Below are 20,449 nucleotides of genomic sequence, written 5' to 3' on the forward strand. Positions count from 1 at the left end.
ATCAGGGCGCACTTTAGCGATAGAAGGGGATTAAGAGAGTTGTTTAAATGGGTTAACGACAGTTCCTTTACCAAACGGCATGCTGCCAGGTCCACCAGCGCGATCAATCATGGGAGATAACAGGTGTTTTTGTGGCCAATTGTCACATTCAAATAACTCATGAATTAACATAGATCGGACTTCATCAGAGAACTTTATGTATTTGATAAGCTGTTTTATCTCTGCGCCCATGACCTGCCAAAGCTGTTTATTTTCAATGTTATAGATAAGGCTCAAGGTGTCGATAATTGAGCGCATATTGACTTGAATAGCGAGTGTTTGTAGCCAGAACAACAGGTCTTCTGGTCGATCATGATAGAGAGTATTGGCATGTCCAGGTTTGATACAATAATTGGGGTCCGTCATGCCATTAGCTTCCAACCATGGTACATAGATTCTTAAAGAGTCATGGTCACGAAGTAGCATGCCGTGTGCTTGTCCTTTGTTCCAGACAAACACCGCGTTCTGTCCATGGGCTTCTCCAAGCATGCCAATTCGGAACATACGTAGGTTCACCTCAAAGAAACAGGAGGCCAGTTCTTTGAAAAGCATGAGAACCGATTCTTTTGTTTGACTAAGGTTTCGATAGGATAACCACTCATCAAAGAAATGATCTTTTGAGTCGTGTAGCGGTGTGCCCAATGCCGCCATTGGCATGATACGAGTGTCTGGGTTTTTTAGCAGTGAGTTAGGATAGGTGCGGATCATCGCTGATAAATGCCGTGGTGCTTCATCAAATAGGGTTGCTTCTGGTGGCATAAACGCCCACCATTTATCTTCTTCACAAAGGAATAACTTTTCTTCAAGCACAGGATCCAGTGTTTTGCTTTGCTGTAACAGTTTTTCACTGTAGCCACCGTTGATCATTTTAACGGCGGGTAGGTAACGAGATGCCCCAAGAGAGTAAATAGCCATTGGCAGCTTTAAGTGCTCGTTACTATCAAAGCAAGGTGTCATAGACCTTAGGGACGATGAGGCAAAGAAATTACCACAAGTAAAGGTGAGGCGCTGGCAATGGCCAGCAGCGAATTGCTTATCAAGTTGTTTTTCCAGCACATGATCAAATTGCCATGGGTGCACTGGGATGGCAACATGACTCTCTTGCAACCCAAGTTCAGTCAGCTCTCTTAATAATGTCTCAGCTTGTTTATCAGGTAACAAGTACTGTGAAGGTTGTTGACGGTCAAGCTGTACAATGCCGTCACCGGTTTGTAGCCAATCTTTTCGAATAGCGACCCAATTTAGTGTAACGGGCTGATTAAATTCCGCTTGATAGGCTCGGTATTCTTGATCAGACAACCCATGTTTAGCCTTAGCTAATGGGTGGTAGGGTCGGTCTCTCAGAGAGGCCCATTGTTCCATTGCCAGAAAAAAAGCGGCATTGTCTTTTTCCAGTAAATGGCGACTTTCAATGCGATGATCTTGCGATAGTTGTGTTTGGTGCACACTGATGTCCAATACTTCTTGAAAAAGGGCTAAGCCTTTTTCATTACCACGATAACGATCTTTTACACCCTCTAATGCATAACGAAGAAAGTCACTGGGTGTCAGCTCAACACATTGGTCATACTGACAGAGTAAAACAGGGTTATGGGGAACGCGCTCCCAAGCTTGGGTAATACTTGGTTGCAGCAATGTCACTATGGATCTTTGTTCTGGAAGGTCGTAATGCCACTGCCAGATTTTACTCATGCTGCTCTGAGCATCTTGGAAGTATGGCTTTAGCGTTTGCTTGGAAGATGGACTCTGCTGCACGTTCCAGTCATTTACATTCATTAAGTTGAGGTCACCGAAAAAGTCCTCGGCTAGTAAGCAGTCAATTAAATCCTGTATGACTTGCTCAGATGCGGTCTTTGTATTCATTGTTCATTCCTTTCTTTCTTTACAGAGTTAATCTTGGATTGCAGAGCGCGAAATGCCGTGCCTCGTTCATCACCTAAAACAAAGCTCGTCACCCCTTTACTTAACCAACTACCATGGTCATCAGGTGTTCTTGGGATGGCACAATAAGGCACACTGGCTTGACAGGCTGCTTGATGACAGTGGTTCAGGGCATTTTGCACATTGCTATGAGAGGTCTGCCATGGCATACCTAATGATTGTGATAAGTCCGCTGCACCTTCCAGAATCATATCGAGGTGAGGCACTGCAACGATGTCTTCGATGTTTTCTACGCCACGTTGGCTTTCGATCATGGCAATCAGCATGATTTCCTTGTTGGCTTGGGCGACATATTCCGATAGAGGCGCCTTGCCGAATGCGCCAGGTCGACCCGCATTTAAACTGCGAATGCCTTCGGGGTAGTACTTACATGCTTGAATGGCTTGTTTGACTTGATCGGTGTTTTCTACCATGGGTAAGACAATGCCTTGTGCGCCACCATCAAGAAGCCGAAGCATGGTTTTAGGGTCAGAATCTGCGACTCGTACTAAGGGCGTGAGCTGATAGCTTTCAGCCGTACGAATCATGTTCTCAATGGTTTCAGGATTAATTAACACATGCTCAGTATCGATGATGACAAAGTCATAGTTAGCCTCTCCAATCAGCTCGATCATGGCAGGTGAGGGGATTGAGCAGAATAGACCGTATACTGGCTGTCCAGAGTTGATCTGCTGCTTAAGGTGATTTTGTCTTAACATGCGGAAGGTCCAAAACGATGTAGTGGATTGGGGACTTTTTTAAAGCGGCGTTCTCCATCCCCAAGTAATCGGCGTTTGGTCAGTTCTTCTACCTCATAATAAGGCGCAAAAAGATCAAACAGTTTGTAGCGTGATGCATGTTGAGGGTGTTGCTGCTGGTAGCCCAGCACAACTTGTGACACATGTTCCCAAAACAGGGATTCTGATAATTGATAGTTCTGTTTAAGGAAGATGGACAGATCAGATAGGCAGATAAAGAAAAAACAATCACATGAAAAATCACGAACGGCGTCCACATCATCGGTGACAATAAAAGAATTCCGGTTCAGTTTTTTATGGCTTTCAGGTACCTCGGCTAAGGTTGGGGCCAGCTCTGGTCGAGCAAGATGCGTTGGCGAGTATCGAACACCGTCGTGAAAGTCTTTTAAGGCTATGCGTTGTGGCCAACCTTTTTTAGTGATCAGAACAATGTTTTGACCGTGGGATTCCATTCCCACACCTTCCGCATAAAGCATGTGTATAATCGGCGGGACGGTAATATCTAGGAGACGTTTTGTCCAAGACTCCAGTCCATATTGTTGAATCCAGGGATCGATAAAAGGGGAGTCAGGTAGTTCTGAATATTGGTTGTCCAAATGGCTCAAGCCATTAAAGGGCACAGCGCTTTCTCCTTCTTCAAGGTAGCTATGTATGCTCTCTCGCCAAATGGCCCCAAGCGCGCCATAGGTTTGTGGTTTGCGGCTTTCAGGTAAGTGGTCTTGCACAAAGCTCACTCCTGCCATTTCTCCGAGAATGACAAAGTCTAATGATTTGGCTGTCTCATTCGTACGGATCAGTGTTTGTAGCCAATCCGTAATAATTGGACCGTTTAATACCGTATGTTTGGCGAGAATTCGCGAGCTTGAGGTATTCGTCATACTAAGAGACAGTTTTACGTAAGGGCGCGAAACGTCTGTCATATTTTGCAGGGTTCGTAGTGACTGTTGAGCTTGGTATTCTGTTGAGGTGCTGCTTAAAGGAATAATCTCCTCGGCCATTAGCTCCTGTGCAAAGGACGACAAAATAGTCTGTTCCCATTGCCAAGGGTGAACAGGGATAAGCCAAAAATCGTCTGGATTTTTACCTTTTTTCTTGAGTTCCTGTTGGTATTTAAGCCAGTTTTTCTCGCCTAATTCGTCTTGCAAAAAATGTTCGGCAGAACGTTCCCCGCAGAAGCCAAATGTACTGCATGATTTTGATATAGCCAGCCAAACAAGAGAAATAGGGGCACCAAACTCGGGGCCAAATTGCGCATTATCCGTTAAAGAGAAGCCAATCCGAGATTTGTAGCATGGATGGTAACTGTGGGCGTCCATAAAGTGCTGTTCCAGCGCCTCGGGCGAAAGCTCAACCGCAGGTTTAGGGGGCTGATAATTTTGGCTACGGGACTGAACATCTTTAATGAAGGTCTGTTCAAGTTCGTTAATAAAACGAGCATAATGTTCGCTTTTAGGGATATCGTAGAGGAGCTCATCAATGACTTGGTAAAAGGATGCAGGTGTTTTATGACCTTTTTGATCAAGGCGTTCTAAGCTTTGGAAATCCAGACGGATTAAATCAAAGCTCGTACTTTTGTAGCCATAACAGCGGTACTCTATCGTTTTATTTTGCACATCTTTTCCTGTCACAACGAAAAGAGAGGGTTTGTTAGATGACTCCTCTATTGTGAATGGAATGACGTCTTCATAGAGAAGGGTTTGCAATAATTGCCCCGTTACTCTTTGTTCTACTTTTTCGATAATGTCCTGCTTATCGTGATGAAACCAAGTGAGTGAGGGCGCATCAACGAATGGTGTGCGTATCATAGTGTATCTTCCTTGTTTGATAAGGGTTGGTGATTAATAGAAAGAGGGTGACTCATGCCACGCTTTTTGGGAAAAGTGTCATGCTCTTTTGGAAAAAAGAGAGCCAGGGGAAACGTGAGTAAAATAAGTGAGCCAGTCATTAGAAATAAGCTACTAATGGCTGAGGCATATTGGTCGGGTAAACTCATGCCAGTTTGATTCAAGCTGAGCTCAAGCCATATTGCGCCTAAAACGAGCATTAGTGATGAGCAGAGGCGTCGAGAGATATTGTTCATCACTGAGCCTTGCGTCACCATTTTGTCAGGTAAGGTATTGATGCCAGCAGTGGTTATGGGGATATAAGAAAGCCCAACCCCCACACCTCGCAATGCGCAGACCAAATACAGCAGCCACAATGGGCTGTAAATGGAAATGAAACCTAAGCCAAGGGTGGCTCCACCAGCGATGATTAATCCGCAAGTCACCACACATTGAGGCCCTTTTTGATCCAGCTGTTTTCCAGCAAATTGACCTGCTAAACTGGCGCATATCGCGGTAGTAAGCAGTAGCAGCCCAGTGACAATAGGGCTGAGACCTAGCACCATTTGAATCAGCAGTGGCAGCAAAAACAAGGTCTCAAACATTGCAATGGCTTGGGCGACTGCGATGATAGTGCTATAACGGTAACCCGTTATGCTGAAAAGTGTTAAGTCCAACAGTGGGTGCGGATGTCTTAAAGACCAAATAACAAATCCAATTAGCAGGCTGATACCAACACAGATAAGAAGGAGGTTATTTAGTTGCTGAAAGTCTTCTAATGAGCGGATTTGTCCGGTTGCAAAGAGTAAAACCCCTATGCCAAACGCGATCAATAAGTAGCCAATGCCATCGAAGGAGGCACTGCTTTCTTGCTTTGTTTTTGGTAAAACCACAATACCAACGACGAGCGCTACAAAAGCAAAAGGCAAGTTAATCAAAAACAGAGCTGGCCACGAGAAGGTCTCAATAATAAGACTACCGATTAGCGGGCCAACCGCTGGTGATAGCATCACCGCAGCGCCCCAAATCCCCGTAATACGTCCACGTTCCGGTTTAGGGTAGACAGCATAGATCAACGCCAGTGACAGAGGAATGATCAAACCACTGGCGATACCTTGGATCACTCGTGCGGTCAAAATCGCTTCGATCGAACTTGCCCAAGCCCCCATGATCGAACCAACCAAGAAAATGCCAATCCCTGTTAAATAGAGACACTTACGACCGAATTTCTGACTGAGATAGTTGGTCAGAGGCATGGTGATGCCCATGCTGGTCATAAATGCGGCCATAATCCAAGTAGCGACCATGGGTGATAGATGAAAGTGTTCTATAAAAACAGGGATAGCAGGGTTAATGGTGCTGTTGTTTAAGCTGACCGTTGTTGTCCCTAAAATCACACAAAACAAGACCCAAGCGGGATGAATCGTTATGATGCCACGCACGATGTCTCCTCATTAAACGTTTGTTTTACCCGAGTCGTACTTCCATGTTCTATTGGTGTTTGAATAGGAAGATAGGTCATTAAGGGGGTCGGGTGACACAGAAACGCGGCATGAGAAATGTTATAGCCATAGGCGCCTGCTAGTGGCAGTACCAAAATATCACCTACTTCGCAGAGGCTAAGCTCACAGGTACGACTGAGTATGTCTTTTGGTGTGCAGAGCTGACCAACGAGTGTCCAGCGGCGTTTATCTTCGGGTTTGTGATCTTCGGATATATTATTGTGCAACGGAAGATGGATAACCGGATGATCATGGCTTTGTGCCACAGGTAGCCTAAACTGATGGGTGCCCCCGCGACAAATGACAAAAGATTCACCATGGCTGGTTTTCTTATCGAGCACTTCCATCGCATAGTAGCCGCAGAATGCGCTAATAAAGCGCCCTGGTTCAAAACGAAGAATAGGTGAGTCGGGGGTGCGTTTTAGGACACAATCTAAATAGTGGCAGAACGCCGACCAATCAAATTGTGTTTCTTGCCTATAGTTAACGCCAATGCCACCACCAACGTTCATATGGGTAATGTTATCTGGTTTATTGGATAGAGCTTTCCAGTGAGGCCAGCGCTCTAGATAAAAGTCGATGAGCATTTGATGTTTCGTCAGAGACTTTTGGTGAGACATGGCATGAACATGAAATCCCTCTAATAACAGGTTAGGGGAGTCGTCTACCGCATTAACGGCTTCTTGCAAGTCCATTTCATCAATACCAAATGGCGTGGCTCTACCTGCCATGGTTAAACGGCTACTCAAGGTGTCAGGAAGCGTCGGGTTAATGCGCAAAAAGACGGCTTGCGTGTGATTGAGTTTTTTGGCAATGGCCTGAAGCCGATGAATTTCGCTAATGCTTTCCACATGAATGGCCGCCACCTTCTGGTGAATCGCTGCTTCCAGCTCGGAATCTAACTTTCCAGGACCTGAGAAAATAAAAGGCAGCCTCTGTTGGCAGCGAGCGATACGCTCAATTTCGCCACCAGAAGAAATTTCAAAACCATTTACCCAAGGAGCAAGAGTATTGAGGATCTCTGTATCACTATTGGCTTTAATGGCATAAAACAGTTCGACGTTCTCGGGGAGTGCCGCCATGACTTGCTTAATGTGTGTTTGTAGTCCCTCTAAGTCGTAAACGAATGCAGATATAGGATCAGCCGAGCGCGCTCGGAGGTCGACAATAGCGTTTTTCACTGTGCTAGGAAGATTATGCATACGTCACCTCCTGACACCAAGGTGCTGTTAACGGTACGTAATCGGCTTGTTTATCCGCTTGCGCCGCTAAGCGTACTTTTAAGTTGCATTTACAGGCTATCTCACCTGTTTGCAATAATGCTTTTAACTCCGGTGCGGGCTGGCTAAGTGACTGTAAGACAGACACTAATGTTTCTTCTACGCCCGCCCACATGGCATCAGCAAGATGAGGTCTATCCCAGCTTAATGCTAAAATGGCTTCCGATAGATTGTTAACGAAGAGGCAATAGGCAATGCGTTTCCATCCTTTTTCTCGCGAGTAGATTAAAGACGCTTTGACAGTAGGATGAATGGTTTCTTCAAAGTGAGTGTCTAGATAATGGCAACCTAAATCATCTGTTAGTTTTACGCCCTCAAAGTCTCTTAGCAGAATTTGCTTAGGCACCCCTTTTTCATGTGTGAAAACGGTATTCTGTAAGTGTGGTTCTGTCACAATGCCGTGATCAAAGAAGAGGTTAAGGATCGGTGGTAATAGTGCTTGTTGATAGCGTGAAAACCAAGCCAAGCGGGCTTCATTAGAAGCATCACTGCCTAATAGTTTCCAGATCATAGGTTGCAAATGGTTATCTCGTGCAAAGGCTGTGGCAGCGAGAAGAAATGCTTCAGTCGGTTGTTTCTTACAGAAGTTTTCACGCAGGATGATGCCTGTTTGCTCTCGGAACCAGCGTTGATCTTCTTCATTAGCGTCCAAAGGACTCCAGCTTAAGGTGGCTGGTTCTCTGGCAATGATGACATCTTTAAAGGCGTTGGGGGATGACATTACTAACTGATTAAGCAAATGATCCACAGCCATGGCACTTTCTAATTCATACCAAGCATTTTTTCTGACACAGTTGGTAATGCGAACGTTTAGAGAGCCTTTAATAAAGTAGTCGCTGTTATCAATATACCAAGTACGGATGGACGCTGTCGGCTGGGCATAAAAGCCTGTTTGTCCTTTGTCGCGAATAATGTTTTGCTGTAGAAGAGATTTCACCCTGTCGTCTTGCATGAAGAGCTGTGCTTGCACTGGATGCATAGAAATTAGTGCGTAGTCTTCTTCACTCTGAGGCTGTTTTTGAGTATAACTTTGTAAGGAGCCTTGAGGAGCAACGGCGTTTAAAATATCCGATTGAGTGATACTGTTGGACTGGGTTTGTAGCCCTTGGATAGGGACTTCAAAACAATGTAGGAAGGCCGACGCTTGAAACTCTGGTGTAACATCTTGCTGAGCGATAACATCGGGCCACATTCGAGCTTTAGGTGCTGGGTGACTTGGATGACCAAACCATAAGCTTTGTTCACTTGTAATATAGTTTGAAAAAGTAGCGTTTTGTTGAGTGTCTTCTTGGTGAGACAGAATATCGCTCACAAGTTGTTGGCTAGATAAAACCTGTTCAAATAGTTCCAAGTTAAAAGAACCGGTTGAAACGACACAACCTTCTAGAATAAATTTAGCCAATGCCTCGAATTCTAAAATAGCCCAAGGTGACCCCTTGTGCTTTACATACACATCGGAAAGATAGCGTTGGCTACCGAGTGAATTATAGCGATCGACCAGAACAAACAATTCTCGTTTGGGTGACAACTCGATAAGAATAGGCAACGCTTTGAGGCGAATACCATTAAGGCAGCTTTCTGGCTGTAAGCCTTTTAACTCTTCAGGCCAATTATGGCGTAGTTTTTTTTCTGGTAGAGCAAACTCTTTGATCAGGCAATTGAGTAATGCATGTGTCATAGCAAGTTCGCTGACGATTTTTGCCATCATGCGTTGTGGCTGTTTCATGTCTATATTCCTTTTAGATCAGGCGTTACGCATTTGTTTGATTGCTCGTTCAAGAGCGCTTTCAAAACGAAGTACTACTTCAAAACATTCATCTTGTGTAATAATGAGAGGAGGGAGTAGGCGGATCACATTGCCATTGCGACCACCTCGTTCAAGGATGAGTCCCTGTTTGAAACACTGTCTTTGTATTTCTGCTGCCAGTAACCCATCACCGACATAGGCACCGGATGAGTCAGAAGGCAAACCTTCGTCGACAATCTCGATGCCAATCATTAAGCCTCGACCACGTACTTGTGCGAGACAAGGATAGTGAGACTGAAGCGCTTGTAGTTGGCCAGTTAGCCAGTGACCGCGCTGCATCACAGAGCCCAAAAAATGCGGCTTATTGAGTGTGTTTAAGGTGCTAATGCCTGCCGCCATGGCTAATTGATTTCCTCGAAATGTGCCTGAATGAGCACCTGGATGCCAAGCATCAAATTGCTTTTTGATACCCAGAATGGCCAAAGGAAGCCCACCACCAATGGCTTTGGACATGACGATCATATCTGGCTCAATACCCGCTTCTTCAAAAGCAAACATTCGTCCCGTACGACCAAAGCCACTTTGCACTTCGTCGACTATCATTAAAATGCCATGCTCTTGAGTGACTTTTCTGATTTGTTGAAGCCAGTGTATTGGTGCTGGATTAACGCCACCTTCGCCTTGAACTACTTCTAAAATAACCGCCGCAGGCAGTGGGCTCCCGCGCTCAACATCCTCGATAAAATGCTGGAATTGACAAGCGAGTATACCCGCGCCTTTTTCGCCACTCATACCCGTTGGGCAGCGATAATTATGGGGAAAAGGAAAGAATTGAACACCAGGCATGAGGTTGGTAACGTGCTCTTTTGGACCGTTGTTACCCGTTACCGCTAAAGCGCCATGTGTCATGCCGTGATACCCACCAGTGAAGCTAATAATGGTATTTCGCTTAGTGGCAATCTTTGCCAGTTTGAGCGCGGCCTCTACCGCGTCGGCACCAGAAGGGCCACAAAACTGTAAGCAATACTCTTTGCCTTTGTTTGGCAGGATAGATAACAAAGCTTCACTGAATTGATCTTTGATTGGCGTGGTAAGATCCAGTGTATGCATTGGCATACCGGAAATAAGGAAAGCGTTTAAGGCTTCTAAAATATCATCATGGTTATGGCCTAGAGCGAGCGTTCCTGCACCGGCTAGACAATCTAGATATTCTTTACCTTCTACATCCGTGATCCATACTCCTTTGGCTTTGGCAATAGCAAAAGGCAACTTTCTTGGATAACTTCGAACATTAGACTCAAAGGCATCCTGCCTATTTAAGTAGTATTCATTATCCCTTTGCTCTTCAAAAACTTTGCCAGATTTAGTATGTGACATTATCAACTCCTTTTATTGCAAATGAATCTCATTTGCGGTTAATAATACAGAGTTTGCTCGTTTGATCAATATGATAATGATTATCATTAACATATTTTCTATTTTCTTACATTTGTTGGTGAAGGGAGGGAATAAAGAGTAGCGACTGAAGATAAGGTAAGGAAAAAGCACCGAAATAACGGAACTCGCCGCTTCTAGTGTTTGTTAACTCGTATGATGCTGAATAAGGAAGAGGTGAACCGTTTAGAGGCTACGGTTTAGCGACCGTTAAACGGTGAATGGTATCTAAAATGACGAGGGGCGACCTATATTTCTTCTATAGGTCGCCCCTAGAGTATTAATTTGGAGATAGATTGGGGAGGTACATCGCAATGTCTGGGAAGACCATGATTAGTACTAACCCTAACAATCCCATCATAGCGTAAGGAAAGGCGCCAACCAGCACATCTTTAATGGTGAAGTCTTCACAGATGGCTTTGACCACAAATAGGTTCATGCCAACAGGTGGCGTCACGGCACCTATTTCCATATTGATAACCAGAATCACGCCAAACCAGACAAGGTTGATATCCAATGCTTGTAGTGCTGGCAACAGAATGGGAACGGTGACAAGAATCGCCGCGGCCGCATCCATAAACATACCCAGTATTAAGTAAAGGATGTTGATTAAGATTAAAAACTGAATGGCAGATAAATTCAGTGAATCTATCCATTGCGCTACGTCTTGAGGCACTTGCAGAAGTGATAGCGTATTACCAAATACGGACGCCCCTGCGATTAACATCAGTATCATGGCGCTGGTTTCGACACTGGACATAGTCGCTTGCCAGAAGAGTTTAAGTGATAAGCTGCGTTTGAGGAATATGGTCAGTAATAGGGCATAGATCACCCCGACACCAGCGGCTTCTGTAGGGGTAAATAATCCTGTATAGATCCCGCCCAGCACCACTGGAATCAATAACAAACTGGCAATCATATCGAAGGTGATAGGTGCTTTCGTTTCTTCTGCTTGTCCGTCATTCACATCCTTAACGGCTTTTTTACGCATCGCATAAATGGAATAGACCGAGAATAATCCGGCTAGCATCAAGCCTGGAATAATACCGGCTAGAAACAATTTGTTAACAGAGGTGTTGGTGACTAATGAATAGAGAATGAACGAAATGCTTGGTGGTATCAAAATACCTAATGTACCCGATACGGCAACACAGCCTGCACTGAGTCGTTTTGGGTAACCACGCTCACGCATTTCAGGAATACTAATCGAACCAATAGTCGCAGCCGTTGCCGTGGAGGAGCCTGAAATCGCGGCAAATATAGTACTGGCTAACGTGGCAGCGATGGCGAGACCACCGGGAAGTTTTCTTGTTATGCGATGAGCAAAGCTGAATAAGTCTTTCCCAGCTCCCCCCTTGAGCATGAGCTGGCCCATGTAGATATAGAGCGGAATGGCAATAATAACAAAAGAGTTGAGGTCACTGTAGGCCGTTTGTGTGAGCGCGTTAATGCCAGGCCCAACACCAATGGTTATCATGTAACCGAGCATACCACTAATCAGTAGTGAGACGGAGATTGGCAATCCCAGAATCATGAGTATAGCCAAGGCACAGATAGTGATCGTAAAGGTCATTTATGAGTTCCAATAAATACTAATTAATCGAGACTTTTTTCACGAAGTCGTGAATTTATGAAACATGTGTCGTAGCAATGTTTCTAATCGGTTTGGCTGATATCCAGTATGAACTTGTGCAATTCTGCCACCGCCCAGACACCTGCTCCCAAAGGAATAGCGGCTTTAGCAATCCATACTGGCCACTGAACCACATCTAAAGTGATTTCTTGCATGGTGAAACTGTCTAATACCTGCAAAAAGCCAGCGTATGACATAAAGCACAAAAAGCTAAATAGGATTAAAAAACGCAGAATGATCAGTAGTTTTCCTCGTCCGATTAGATTTTCTAGGGCAATACCTGCTGTCACATGATGGCGGCCCATTGCTGTCGCAACGGCCCCCGTAAAGGCCAGCCAAATTAGGCAAAATAAATCAAGATCGTAAGTCCAAGAGTTATCTATGTGGATCATACGCAGGACAATACCGGCAATGATGGAGGTGGATAATAAAATGAGGGATAGTGCCGCCATGATGCTGATTAATTTAGCTAGCCCTCCCGTTAAATCCCTTACCCATTTGACCAAACGGCCAAATGGGGATGTCTCAGTTGTATGTGTCATTGAATATACCTAGAAGAAAAGGAGGCGTGTTACTTGCTGTAGGGTTTTAGGTCATCGAGAATTTTCTGACCAGTTGCCCCTGTTTCTTTAAGATACAATTTACGTTCCATGACGCCAGCGGTTTCTTTCCAAGGCGATAACTGCTTGCCAGTTAATTGTGTGACTTGGTTGCCTTTCGCTTTTAGAAGTTTGATATCATTAGTAAATTCATTTTCGATGTCTTGAACGGCTGCTTTTTCTGATGATTGAGCGGCTTTGGTGATCAGATCACGCTGTTGTTGAGTTAGCCCTTTCCACCATTTGAGGTTGACTTGAACAGGGTAAACCAAAGGAACATAGTGAATAGCGGTAACGTATTTGCCTACTTCATACCATTTACGTGACGTGATGGTCGATAGGCCCGAGGTTGCGCCATCTAAAGCGCCTCGTTGCATAGAGGTATAGACTTCACTGGAGTCCATGGCAACTGGAGTGGCGCCTTGGCTCTTAAGGAACATAGCAGAAAGGCTGCCTTCTGAGCGCATTCTTAAGCCTTTAAGATCTGCTGGTTTGATGATTGTTCTTTTGCTGTTTACATAAGATTTAGCATAACCGTAGAAGCCCCAAGCAACAACGTGAACGCCGTGCTTTTCTAAAATAGCATCAACATCTTTACCCAGTTTGCCGTGTAATGCTTTGAGTAATGTTGTCGCATTTGGTGCGAGGAAAGGAATGGTATCCCACTGTAACGCTGGAGCGTATTTAGACCACCAGTGCATGGCATTAATGCCCATATTAGCCGTGTTATTTGCTAAACCATTGGCGATGTTAGAGGCTTTGAGGAGAGAGCCAGAAGGATAGGTAAGTACTTTAATGCTACCATGGCTCATTTCTCTAATATTTTTTGCGATGGTTGCTGCTTGATTAGCCGTAGCAGTATGCGGTGGCATATACCATGCAAATCGTACGGTTAAATCAGATGCTGACGCTTGTGTAGAGGCTAGGCCAAGAAAAGCGGTTGTTGCAAGGGCGGCGGTTAAAGATAGGTTTAGGTATCTTTTTTTCATGAAGCACTCCAGATTTTATAATTATATTTGTTGTGTGTTAGATTTTTTATATAAGAAAATCCTTGTTTCTGTTACAGAATGCTACATGGTTTTGTTGATTTTGATATTCAGTATTTTGTTTTTTTATTGCATTAAAAGAGGAAGTCGCGTTGATTTACTGTCACTTTTTCTATTTGCTATAGAAAATGTCACATAACGGTGCGTTGTAGGGGCTGATAAGTTTCAAATATAAAATTAGAGTAAGGTTCAGTTTGGGCTTGAGTGCCCAAACTGACTGGGGTAGGTGTTTACTTGGTGATGCCATCTCAACGTATCTGTTCATTGTTGTAAGCTGATTATAGAGATCTCTACACGAGGTAGCAGTGCAAAGATCTTGTAACCTTTTAACAATAACCTTACTCATCTGTTGATGTGTTTAACCATTCCTTTTTATAAAAGCGTTCAATGTTGTTACTGTTATCCCACTGGAATAAATAAAGCCAATTGTTGTCGATCAGTTGTCTGACGATATCGTGCTTAGCAGTAATTTGTTCAATGGCATGCTTTGGGGCGTTGATGTAGACGGCGAGTCGAACAGGGGTATGCATCCAGTTAGTGCCATTGCTGATGGATTGCATCGGTAAACCAATTCGTAGATCCCCGCCATTGCCTTCAAATACGCCGATATTGCCACCTACGGCGTTGTGTAACACTTTGTTGCCACTGCCGAACTTATAGTTGTCTGTGACTGAAAGGTTGTATTGCATATTGATCCAATGGGCCACCAGCATAGGGGCCGTTAGCAAGCGTTCCAGAATACTGAAGTCTGGATCATTGTTCGCATCGTAATCGTGTAAGAAGCTTCTTCCTTTTAGATCCATATGGCGGGTTTTATGACGCGGTGCAATGATAAAGGAGTGGTTGTTTGCTAAGCCCCATTCTGGACTGACTTGAGACCAATCATTGGCTCGTTGAATAAAAGCATGAAAGCGCTCTAAGTTGGATAAGTCGACAAGTGACGCATCAAGCTTTTTGGCACGTTCTTTTTGTGCAAGATAAGTGGCTTGTTCTAACCAACCTGAGATTTTGTCATCGACGTTTTCAAAGCAGCTAAATTGGTCGGTTGTGGTATTGTGTAGTGCCGCGATAAATTGTGTGGTGTCGGGAATATTGGCGCCCATTTGAGTTAAAAGCGTCCGTACTTTTGTATCGTTCAATAAAGTGGCCAATACTTTGACATTGATTTCTCCACTTTGTCCGCCACAGGCACCACATTCTAGTCCAGCGGCGTGGAGGTTGTTACTAGTGTGGCTACCATGTCCGACTAGCATGACGATAGGGGCGTAGTGCTTCAGCCCTATGGTATCCAAGATACCTTTGGCTAGGTTTGCCTTGTCTTGATCCGTTAATGCTATGCCCTGCTGAATGAGCTGCCATTGTGTATCTGGGGCGAGACGGTTAGCCGGATGAACCTGACGCGTTGGAAACAATGTTTGTTTAAACATTTTAAAGGCATACCACCACCCCATAGACTCTACCATGGAAAAGGCGGCTGGAGCGGCATGTCCCCAACGATGCCAACGGGCTTCATCTTGCTGGTGATGAACGTGTTGGGAATTCGACTTGGTTTCGGTCACGGTAATTGCGGGGCTGAGCAAACCTGGCAACTGTGGTCTGGCGAATTGTGTATCTTTTGCTTGGTACTCAATAGGTAAACCAAAAAAGCCTGCAAATCCCAATGTTTGAATGTGATTAGATTGTTTTTCTAAGGCACGACGATACACTTCGGAGCGAACATCGATGCAAAAAATCGCCTGCAACAGCGGATTGTCGACTGTGTCCTGTGATGGTGCAGATTCTCTGAGTAGACGGTGAAAATCGGCCTGTTCACTGTATTCTAGGGCTAATGACCAGATCTGGGGAATCACTAAGGCATCGCGATGAGCATTGTATAGCGATTCAATATTCTTTTTCTGTAATGTCCATTTATTGATTATTCTACTTAATGATGATGGTTTTGCGTGATTTAAGTAACGCCAGATAACAAGTTCCCATGCCATTTTAATGGCAAGTAACGCGATAACATGCTGTTCTTGTTGGTCACCTTCTGTATTGCTTGGCCAATTTAAATAAGCAAGATAGCTACTCCAACCGTTAATATCGAGCAGCAGGGCGTGAGCGTAGACGGCTAAGGTTTCATCATTTAAGCCAAGCTCCTGTATCGCCAGCGCGAACAGTTCGTTTTGGTCTTTTGGCAGCTCGTGGAAAAAGCGACTGAGATTAGCCTCTCCCATGATAATGCTTAACCCCCGATCTTCTGTGGTGATTTCTAACCAATGAGGATACAAACCAATCTCATGGCGGGTGTCTTTTTGTCTTAAGGTTGGACTTTGTTTTTGATAATGGGCCGCACAGAACTGACTTACCTGATGGGTGATTTCATCATGCCATGACATTTTGGTCGCTGGACGATGTTGATCAGCCAGATCTGCGAGGGATTGCCATGAGTTTGGTTGAAAATGCGTTTTGCTTAAATGCGTTAACAACTCCGTTGAGCATAGCGTAAGGCCATACTGTTTGGCGGCTTTTTCCAGCATATCAAGATAAATACGACCCTCTTCATACCACGCTATATAAGTTTCCAGAGGCAGGTGAGACTTAATATTTGCTAAGGCCGATAGCTCGCTAGTGACCTGATCATAGGGCTGGTTCACCATTGACCACAGTGGGTTAACAGCAATTAATTTATCTAGGGGCCAACTGGGGGCAATGTTACTTGACGCATGCGTCAAGATCGCTAGTTGGCGTGAGCTGAGTATGGGCTCAGATAGTGACGGATCTTGTGTATGAGTCATAACCATAATGTAATCTTCCTATGATTTAGCAGGTGAATGAATGGTAACGGGAGCGATATGCTGCTCTTTTGCCCTGGCAGGTAAGGTGACGGGCCAGATTTTAAGGGCAACACGAGTGAGCCATTCATCTAGATAAAGCCCAGCAAACAAGACAATGGATAGCCTGCGTACGGCTGGCCAATGTACTCGGTAATACAGTAGTGCATTTAGTACAAAGAGACTGGTGAAAAGCAGCATTGCCCAGACGTCGGCCAAAGAAAAGGCATTAATTCGGCCAATGTCTGAAATAGGAATCATTATATCGATGAGTTTTTTTAGCGTAGCGTAAACCACACACAGTAATAGACCTACTACTATAGTGTAGACACTCGAGGGAGCATGTTCAGATGTTTGCCACTGGATAATCAAGACAGTAAGCGCTAGAGAAAATAACCACCAAGTGCTAAAGGCGCCTTCAAAATCAAATAAGGCTTTTACGACAACAACACAGGCGGTGGTGATAGCGATGGTCGAAAACCATTCTTGTCCACTTGGTACTTCTTTCTTGGGCATACCTTTAACAAAGGGTTTAGAAAGAAGTAGGCGAAGGTGGTCGTTGACTGCATTACCGGAATTTAAGAATGAATAGGCCTTATAGAAAGAGTGGGCCAATAAGTGCAATAAAACCAGCTCATACATTCCTAAAGCGAATTCGAGCAACATTAACCCCATTTGCGCGCTGGTGGACCAAGCAAGACGGACTTTTACACTGATGCGAGTTGTCATTACCAAGGCGCTGGCTAAGGTCGAAAACCCTGCCACTAACAGTAGTAACCAAAGAGCCGTGGTACTTTGCGCAACCAGTGGCGTAAATAACAGTACCATGTAACCACCTAAGTTAATGATACCAGCGTGGAGCAAAGCACTGACCGGTGTTGGTGATTCGACCACTTGTATGAGCCAACCATGAAAAGGCAACTGAGCACATTTAATTAAGGCGGCAAAAGCAATGAGTACTGCGGCGATTTGGTCTGTTGTTGTGAGGCGGTATCCCGCGTAGGAGTCAATGGTTAAGCTGTTTAAAATATCACTAATATAGAGGGTGCCATGTTGTAGGCCAAGCAATACGAAGGCGACTAGCAAAGACAACTCTGCAATACGCGCTAAGATGAATTTTTTATGGGCCGCTAGGATGGCACGAGGTCGGTCCGGATAGAAGGTCAGTAAATTATGAAGAGACAAGCTAATGCCCAGCCAACCAAACCAAAAAATGATTAAATGATTGGTCGTGACTGTGATGGCGACGGATGCCAAGGTAAACATCATCCAGCGGTAGTATTGGTTGCTATTGGCTTGTCCTGCCATGTAATTACGGGAGAAAGTAATGAGTACCCAGCCCATGATGCTGACTAACCCCAACATAACTTGGCTTAATGAGGTGTGAAGGATAAGGTCAGAAGATTGCCAATCATCGGCAAAGAAATAGCTAACTGGGAAGGTCATTAAAAAGATAGCCAGTATACCACGGCTTAACCAAGTGGCTTTAGTTGGCACATTGGTAGCGGTATCGCGTCCAGCATACCAGCCACCGAATAGATAGGCTAACGGGATGCAGATAGGCAAAAAACTCAAAGCAATGAGAGACATGTATTACCTCTAAACAAGAACTTAATTGGATGTCACCGATTATGAAGTTTTTATTTGGTTAATAAAAATACATATATTAAAACCAAACGTTCTGTTTTATGTATGTATTGAGGTAGAATGAAGATGAATTATCTAAATGAGCGAAACTGCCCCATGGCGCGATTGAATTACCATCATTTGTATTATTTTTGGCAGGTTGCGCGGAGTCCAAGCTTAACGGAAGCCGCAGATATTTTACATATTTCTCAATCGGCTTTGTCTGCGCAAATCAAGCAATTAGAGCACAGTCTGAATGTAACCTTATTTGTACGCCAAGGTCGAAAATTGATCCTGACGGATGTGGGGCGACGCGTGTTGGCTTATGCGCAAGACATTTTTAATACCGGTGAGGAGCTTGAAAACTTTTTACAAAAGGGCAGGGCCACACAAGTTCAGCACATTACTTTGGGCATACAGAGTAATCTATCAAGAAATTTTATCGAGAGCTTTATTGAGCCGTTACTAGAAAGTGAGCATGTGAGTTTTTCTTTGTCTTCTCGTGGGATGACAGATTTACTTAATGGTTTGGTGAACCATGAGTTGGATTTAGCCTTAACTAATCGAGCGATTTTAAGCGAAAGCCAAGAGACCACTTGGCAAAACCAGTTGGTTGCCCGCCAAGCGGTGGCCATTATCGGGCCTTATGGTGACAAGCCGAACACGGCTTTTCCAGAGGGCTATCGGGATAAAAAATGGGTTGTGCCGGGAAAAAATACCGATATTCGTTCCTCGTTTGAATCTTTTTGTGCCGCCCATCAATATCAGCCAGAGATAAAGGCGGAAGTGGACGATATGGCCATGTTGCGATTGTTAGCCCGTGACAGTGGCTATTTATCCGTTTTACCACCAGTAGTCGTCAAAGACGAGATTCAAGCTAAGTTGCTGCAGGATTATGAAAGCATTCCACAGGCGTTTGAGAACTTCTACGCGATCACGGTGCCACGTAAATTTGCCGCCCAGTCTGTCATTGATTTGATTCAAACCGCGATTAACCAGTATGCCAACGAGGAGTCATAAGTATTCACACTTATGATTATATTCTATAAAGACAGTGCTTAGGTGTCTGTAATATGGGAGGTCAGTAAAAAAAGCATAATACCAAAAACGACAACGGCAATAAGAATAGCACTTATCCCTAAAATATTTAAGGATAAACGATACCAAGTGGGCATGACTTCATAGCAGTTGCGTATATTTCTTTTTCTATCTAGACAAGGAAACAGTATAACCCAGCAAAACATCCCTGTTCTTAATAAAGACAGGGGGAAGCGACTCATAAAAATAAGTTCTCCCTGAGTAAAATGGGGCTCTTTAAAGTAGGTATCTAATAATTTTTTGGGTGTCAAAAATGTCAATAGAGACCAGATGGTAGGTAGCCATAAAAAGCCGCCCATAGCGGTAAACATCATCACTAAAAATAGCTGGTCAAACAATCCTTGACTTATTTGCATATCTGATCGCCCCCTGACATAGAAGCAAAAATGTCATATGCGCGCTTCCTTTTCTAAGGCATTACCCGACAATATTCCCTATTTCGCGACATGGGAGGTCAGTAAAAAAAGCATAATACCAAAAAAAGCTATGGCAAAAATAATGACGTTTATAGTTAAAAATTTTAATGCTAAACGATACCAAGTCGGCATAATTTTATGACAGTCGCGTATTTTTCTTTTTTTATCGAGAAAAGGAAATAATAACACCCACCCAAACATCCCTGTTCTTAATAAAGAAAGAGGAAACCTGTTCATAAAAATAAGCTCTCCCTGAGTGAAGTGCGGTTCTTTAAAATAGGTGTCTAATAATTTTTTGGGTGTAAGAAAGGTTAGAAGAGACCAAATAATAGGTACCCAAAGGACACAGGCCATAGCGGTAAACATCATCGCTAAAAATAAAAATTCTCCCGTTTCTTTTGTTATCGGCATACTTTATCAACTCCTGATATAGAAGCGAGATCCACAAATGTGTCATATGCATGCCCTCTTTTCAGGGCATTAACCGACAGCACTTCTTATTTCGTGATATGGGAGGTCAGTAAAAAAAACATGATGCCAAAAAATATGAACATAATTAACATAGTACTTATTGTTAAGAGTATTAGTCCTATACGATACCATGTTGGCATAACCTCATAGCAGTTGCGTATATTTCTTTTTTTATCTAAAAAAGGTAGAAATAGTATCCAACCAAAAATAGATGTTCTAAATAGTGACCAAGGAAATCTGCTCA

15 protein-coding genes are annotated in these 20,449 nt (G+C 44.0%); 1 reads left to right on the forward strand and 14 read right to left on the reverse strand.

Going from position 1 to position 20,449, the window contains the following annotated elements:
- Positions 1-30: 30 nt before the first annotated feature.
- The 12 genes from MSP8886_RS11480 to MSP8886_RS11535 all read right to left on the reverse strand — a co-directional run bounded on the left by MSP8886_RS11480 (position 31) and on the right by MSP8886_RS11535 (position 18,184).
- Positions 31-1,902: an IucA/IucC family protein gene (locus tag MSP8886_RS11480; RefSeq protein WP_067016516.1), complete on the reverse strand. Its 1,872-nt coding sequence runs from the start codon at positions 1,900-1,902 to the stop codon at positions 31-33.
- Positions 1,899-2,678 carry an HpcH/HpaI aldolase family protein gene (locus MSP8886_RS11485; protein WP_067016518.1) on the reverse strand — a complete coding sequence of 260 codons (780 nt, stop codon included), beginning with the start codon at positions 2,676-2,678 and terminating at the stop codon, positions 1,899-1,901. Before MSP8886_RS11485 ends, MSP8886_RS11480 begins: the two co-directional genes overlap by 4 nt.
- The gene (locus MSP8886_RS11490; protein ID WP_067016520.1) at positions 2,672-4,522 is read right to left on the reverse strand and encodes an IucA/IucC family protein; all 1,851 of its coding nucleotides are present in this window, start codon (positions 4,520-4,522) and stop codon (positions 2,672-2,674) included. Before MSP8886_RS11490 ends, MSP8886_RS11485 begins: the two co-directional genes overlap by 7 nt.
- Positions 4,519-5,982: a DHA2 family efflux MFS transporter permease subunit gene (locus MSP8886_RS11495; protein WP_067016522.1), complete on the reverse strand. Its 1,464-nt coding sequence runs from the start codon at positions 5,980-5,982 to the stop codon at positions 4,519-4,521. Before MSP8886_RS11495 ends, MSP8886_RS11490 begins: the two co-directional genes overlap by 4 nt.
- The gene (locus MSP8886_RS11500; protein WP_067016524.1) at positions 5,967-7,244 is read right to left on the reverse strand and encodes a type III PLP-dependent enzyme; all 1,278 of its coding nucleotides are present in this window, start codon (positions 7,242-7,244) and stop codon (positions 5,967-5,969) included. The genes MSP8886_RS11495 and MSP8886_RS11500 overlap by 16 nt, the downstream gene beginning before the upstream one ends.
- Complete coding sequence (locus tag MSP8886_RS11505) at positions 7,237-9,048, reverse strand: IucA/IucC family protein (RefSeq protein ID WP_067016526.1); 1,812 nt, start codon at positions 9,046-9,048, stop codon at positions 7,237-7,239. Before MSP8886_RS11505 ends, MSP8886_RS11500 begins: the two co-directional genes overlap by 8 nt.
- Before the next feature lie 18 nt (positions 9,049-9,066).
- The gene (locus tag MSP8886_RS11510; protein WP_067016528.1) at positions 9,067-10,446 is read right to left on the reverse strand and encodes a diaminobutyrate--2-oxoglutarate transaminase; all 1,380 of its coding nucleotides are present in this window, start codon (positions 10,444-10,446) and stop codon (positions 9,067-9,069) included.
- 337 nt (positions 10,447-10,783) lie between these two features.
- On the reverse strand, positions 10,784-12,076 hold the full coding sequence (locus tag MSP8886_RS11515; protein WP_067016530.1) for a TRAP transporter large permease: 1,293 nt from the start codon (positions 12,074-12,076) through the stop codon (positions 10,784-10,786).
- Positions 12,077-12,159: 83 nt separating this feature from the next.
- Positions 12,160-12,678, reverse strand: coding sequence for a TRAP transporter small permease (locus MSP8886_RS11520; RefSeq protein ID WP_067016532.1), 519 nt, complete (start codon positions 12,676-12,678; stop codon positions 12,160-12,162).
- 29 nt (positions 12,679-12,707) lie between these two features.
- Positions 12,708-13,724: a TRAP transporter substrate-binding protein gene (locus MSP8886_RS11525; RefSeq protein WP_067016534.1), complete on the reverse strand. Its 1,017-nt coding sequence runs from the start codon at positions 13,722-13,724 to the stop codon at positions 12,708-12,710.
- A 395-nt stretch (positions 13,725-14,119) separates the two neighbouring features.
- On the reverse strand, positions 14,120-16,564 hold the full coding sequence (locus tag MSP8886_RS11530; RefSeq protein WP_245659089.1) for a YbcC family protein: 2,445 nt from the start codon (positions 16,562-16,564) through the stop codon (positions 14,120-14,122).
- A gap of 12 nt (positions 16,565-16,576) precedes the next feature.
- Positions 16,577-18,184 carry an NADH-quinone oxidoreductase subunit L gene (locus MSP8886_RS11535; RefSeq protein ID WP_067016536.1) on the reverse strand — a complete coding sequence of 536 codons (1,608 nt, stop codon included), beginning with the start codon at positions 18,182-18,184 and terminating at the stop codon, positions 16,577-16,579.
- Positions 18,185-18,307: 123 nt separating this feature from the next.
- Between MSP8886_RS11535 and MSP8886_RS11540 the strand changes: the two genes are divergently transcribed.
- A complete protein-coding gene (locus MSP8886_RS11540; protein ID WP_245659090.1) occupies positions 18,308-19,240 on the forward strand; it encodes a LysR family transcriptional regulator in 933 nt (310 codons plus the stop codon).
- Between the two features lie 38 nt (positions 19,241-19,278).
- Here MSP8886_RS11540 and MSP8886_RS11545 read toward each other — a convergent pair whose 3' ends face one another.
- Both MSP8886_RS11545 and MSP8886_RS11550 read right to left on the reverse strand, forming a co-directional pair.
- A complete protein-coding gene (locus MSP8886_RS11545) occupies positions 19,279-19,674 on the reverse strand; it encodes a hypothetical protein (protein ID WP_067016538.1) in 396 nt (131 codons plus the stop codon).
- A gap of 78 nt (positions 19,675-19,752) precedes the next feature.
- Positions 19,753-20,145, reverse strand: a complete 393-nt coding sequence (locus MSP8886_RS11550) for a hypothetical protein (RefSeq protein ID WP_067016539.1) — start codon at positions 20,143-20,145, stop codon at positions 19,753-19,755.
- Positions 20,146-20,449 lie beyond the last annotated feature (304 nt).

The sequence above is a fragment of the Marinomonas spartinae genome (assembly GCF_900089775.1).
GTDB classification, from domain to species: domain Bacteria; phylum Pseudomonadota; class Gammaproteobacteria; order Pseudomonadales; family Marinomonadaceae; genus Marinomonas; species Marinomonas spartinae.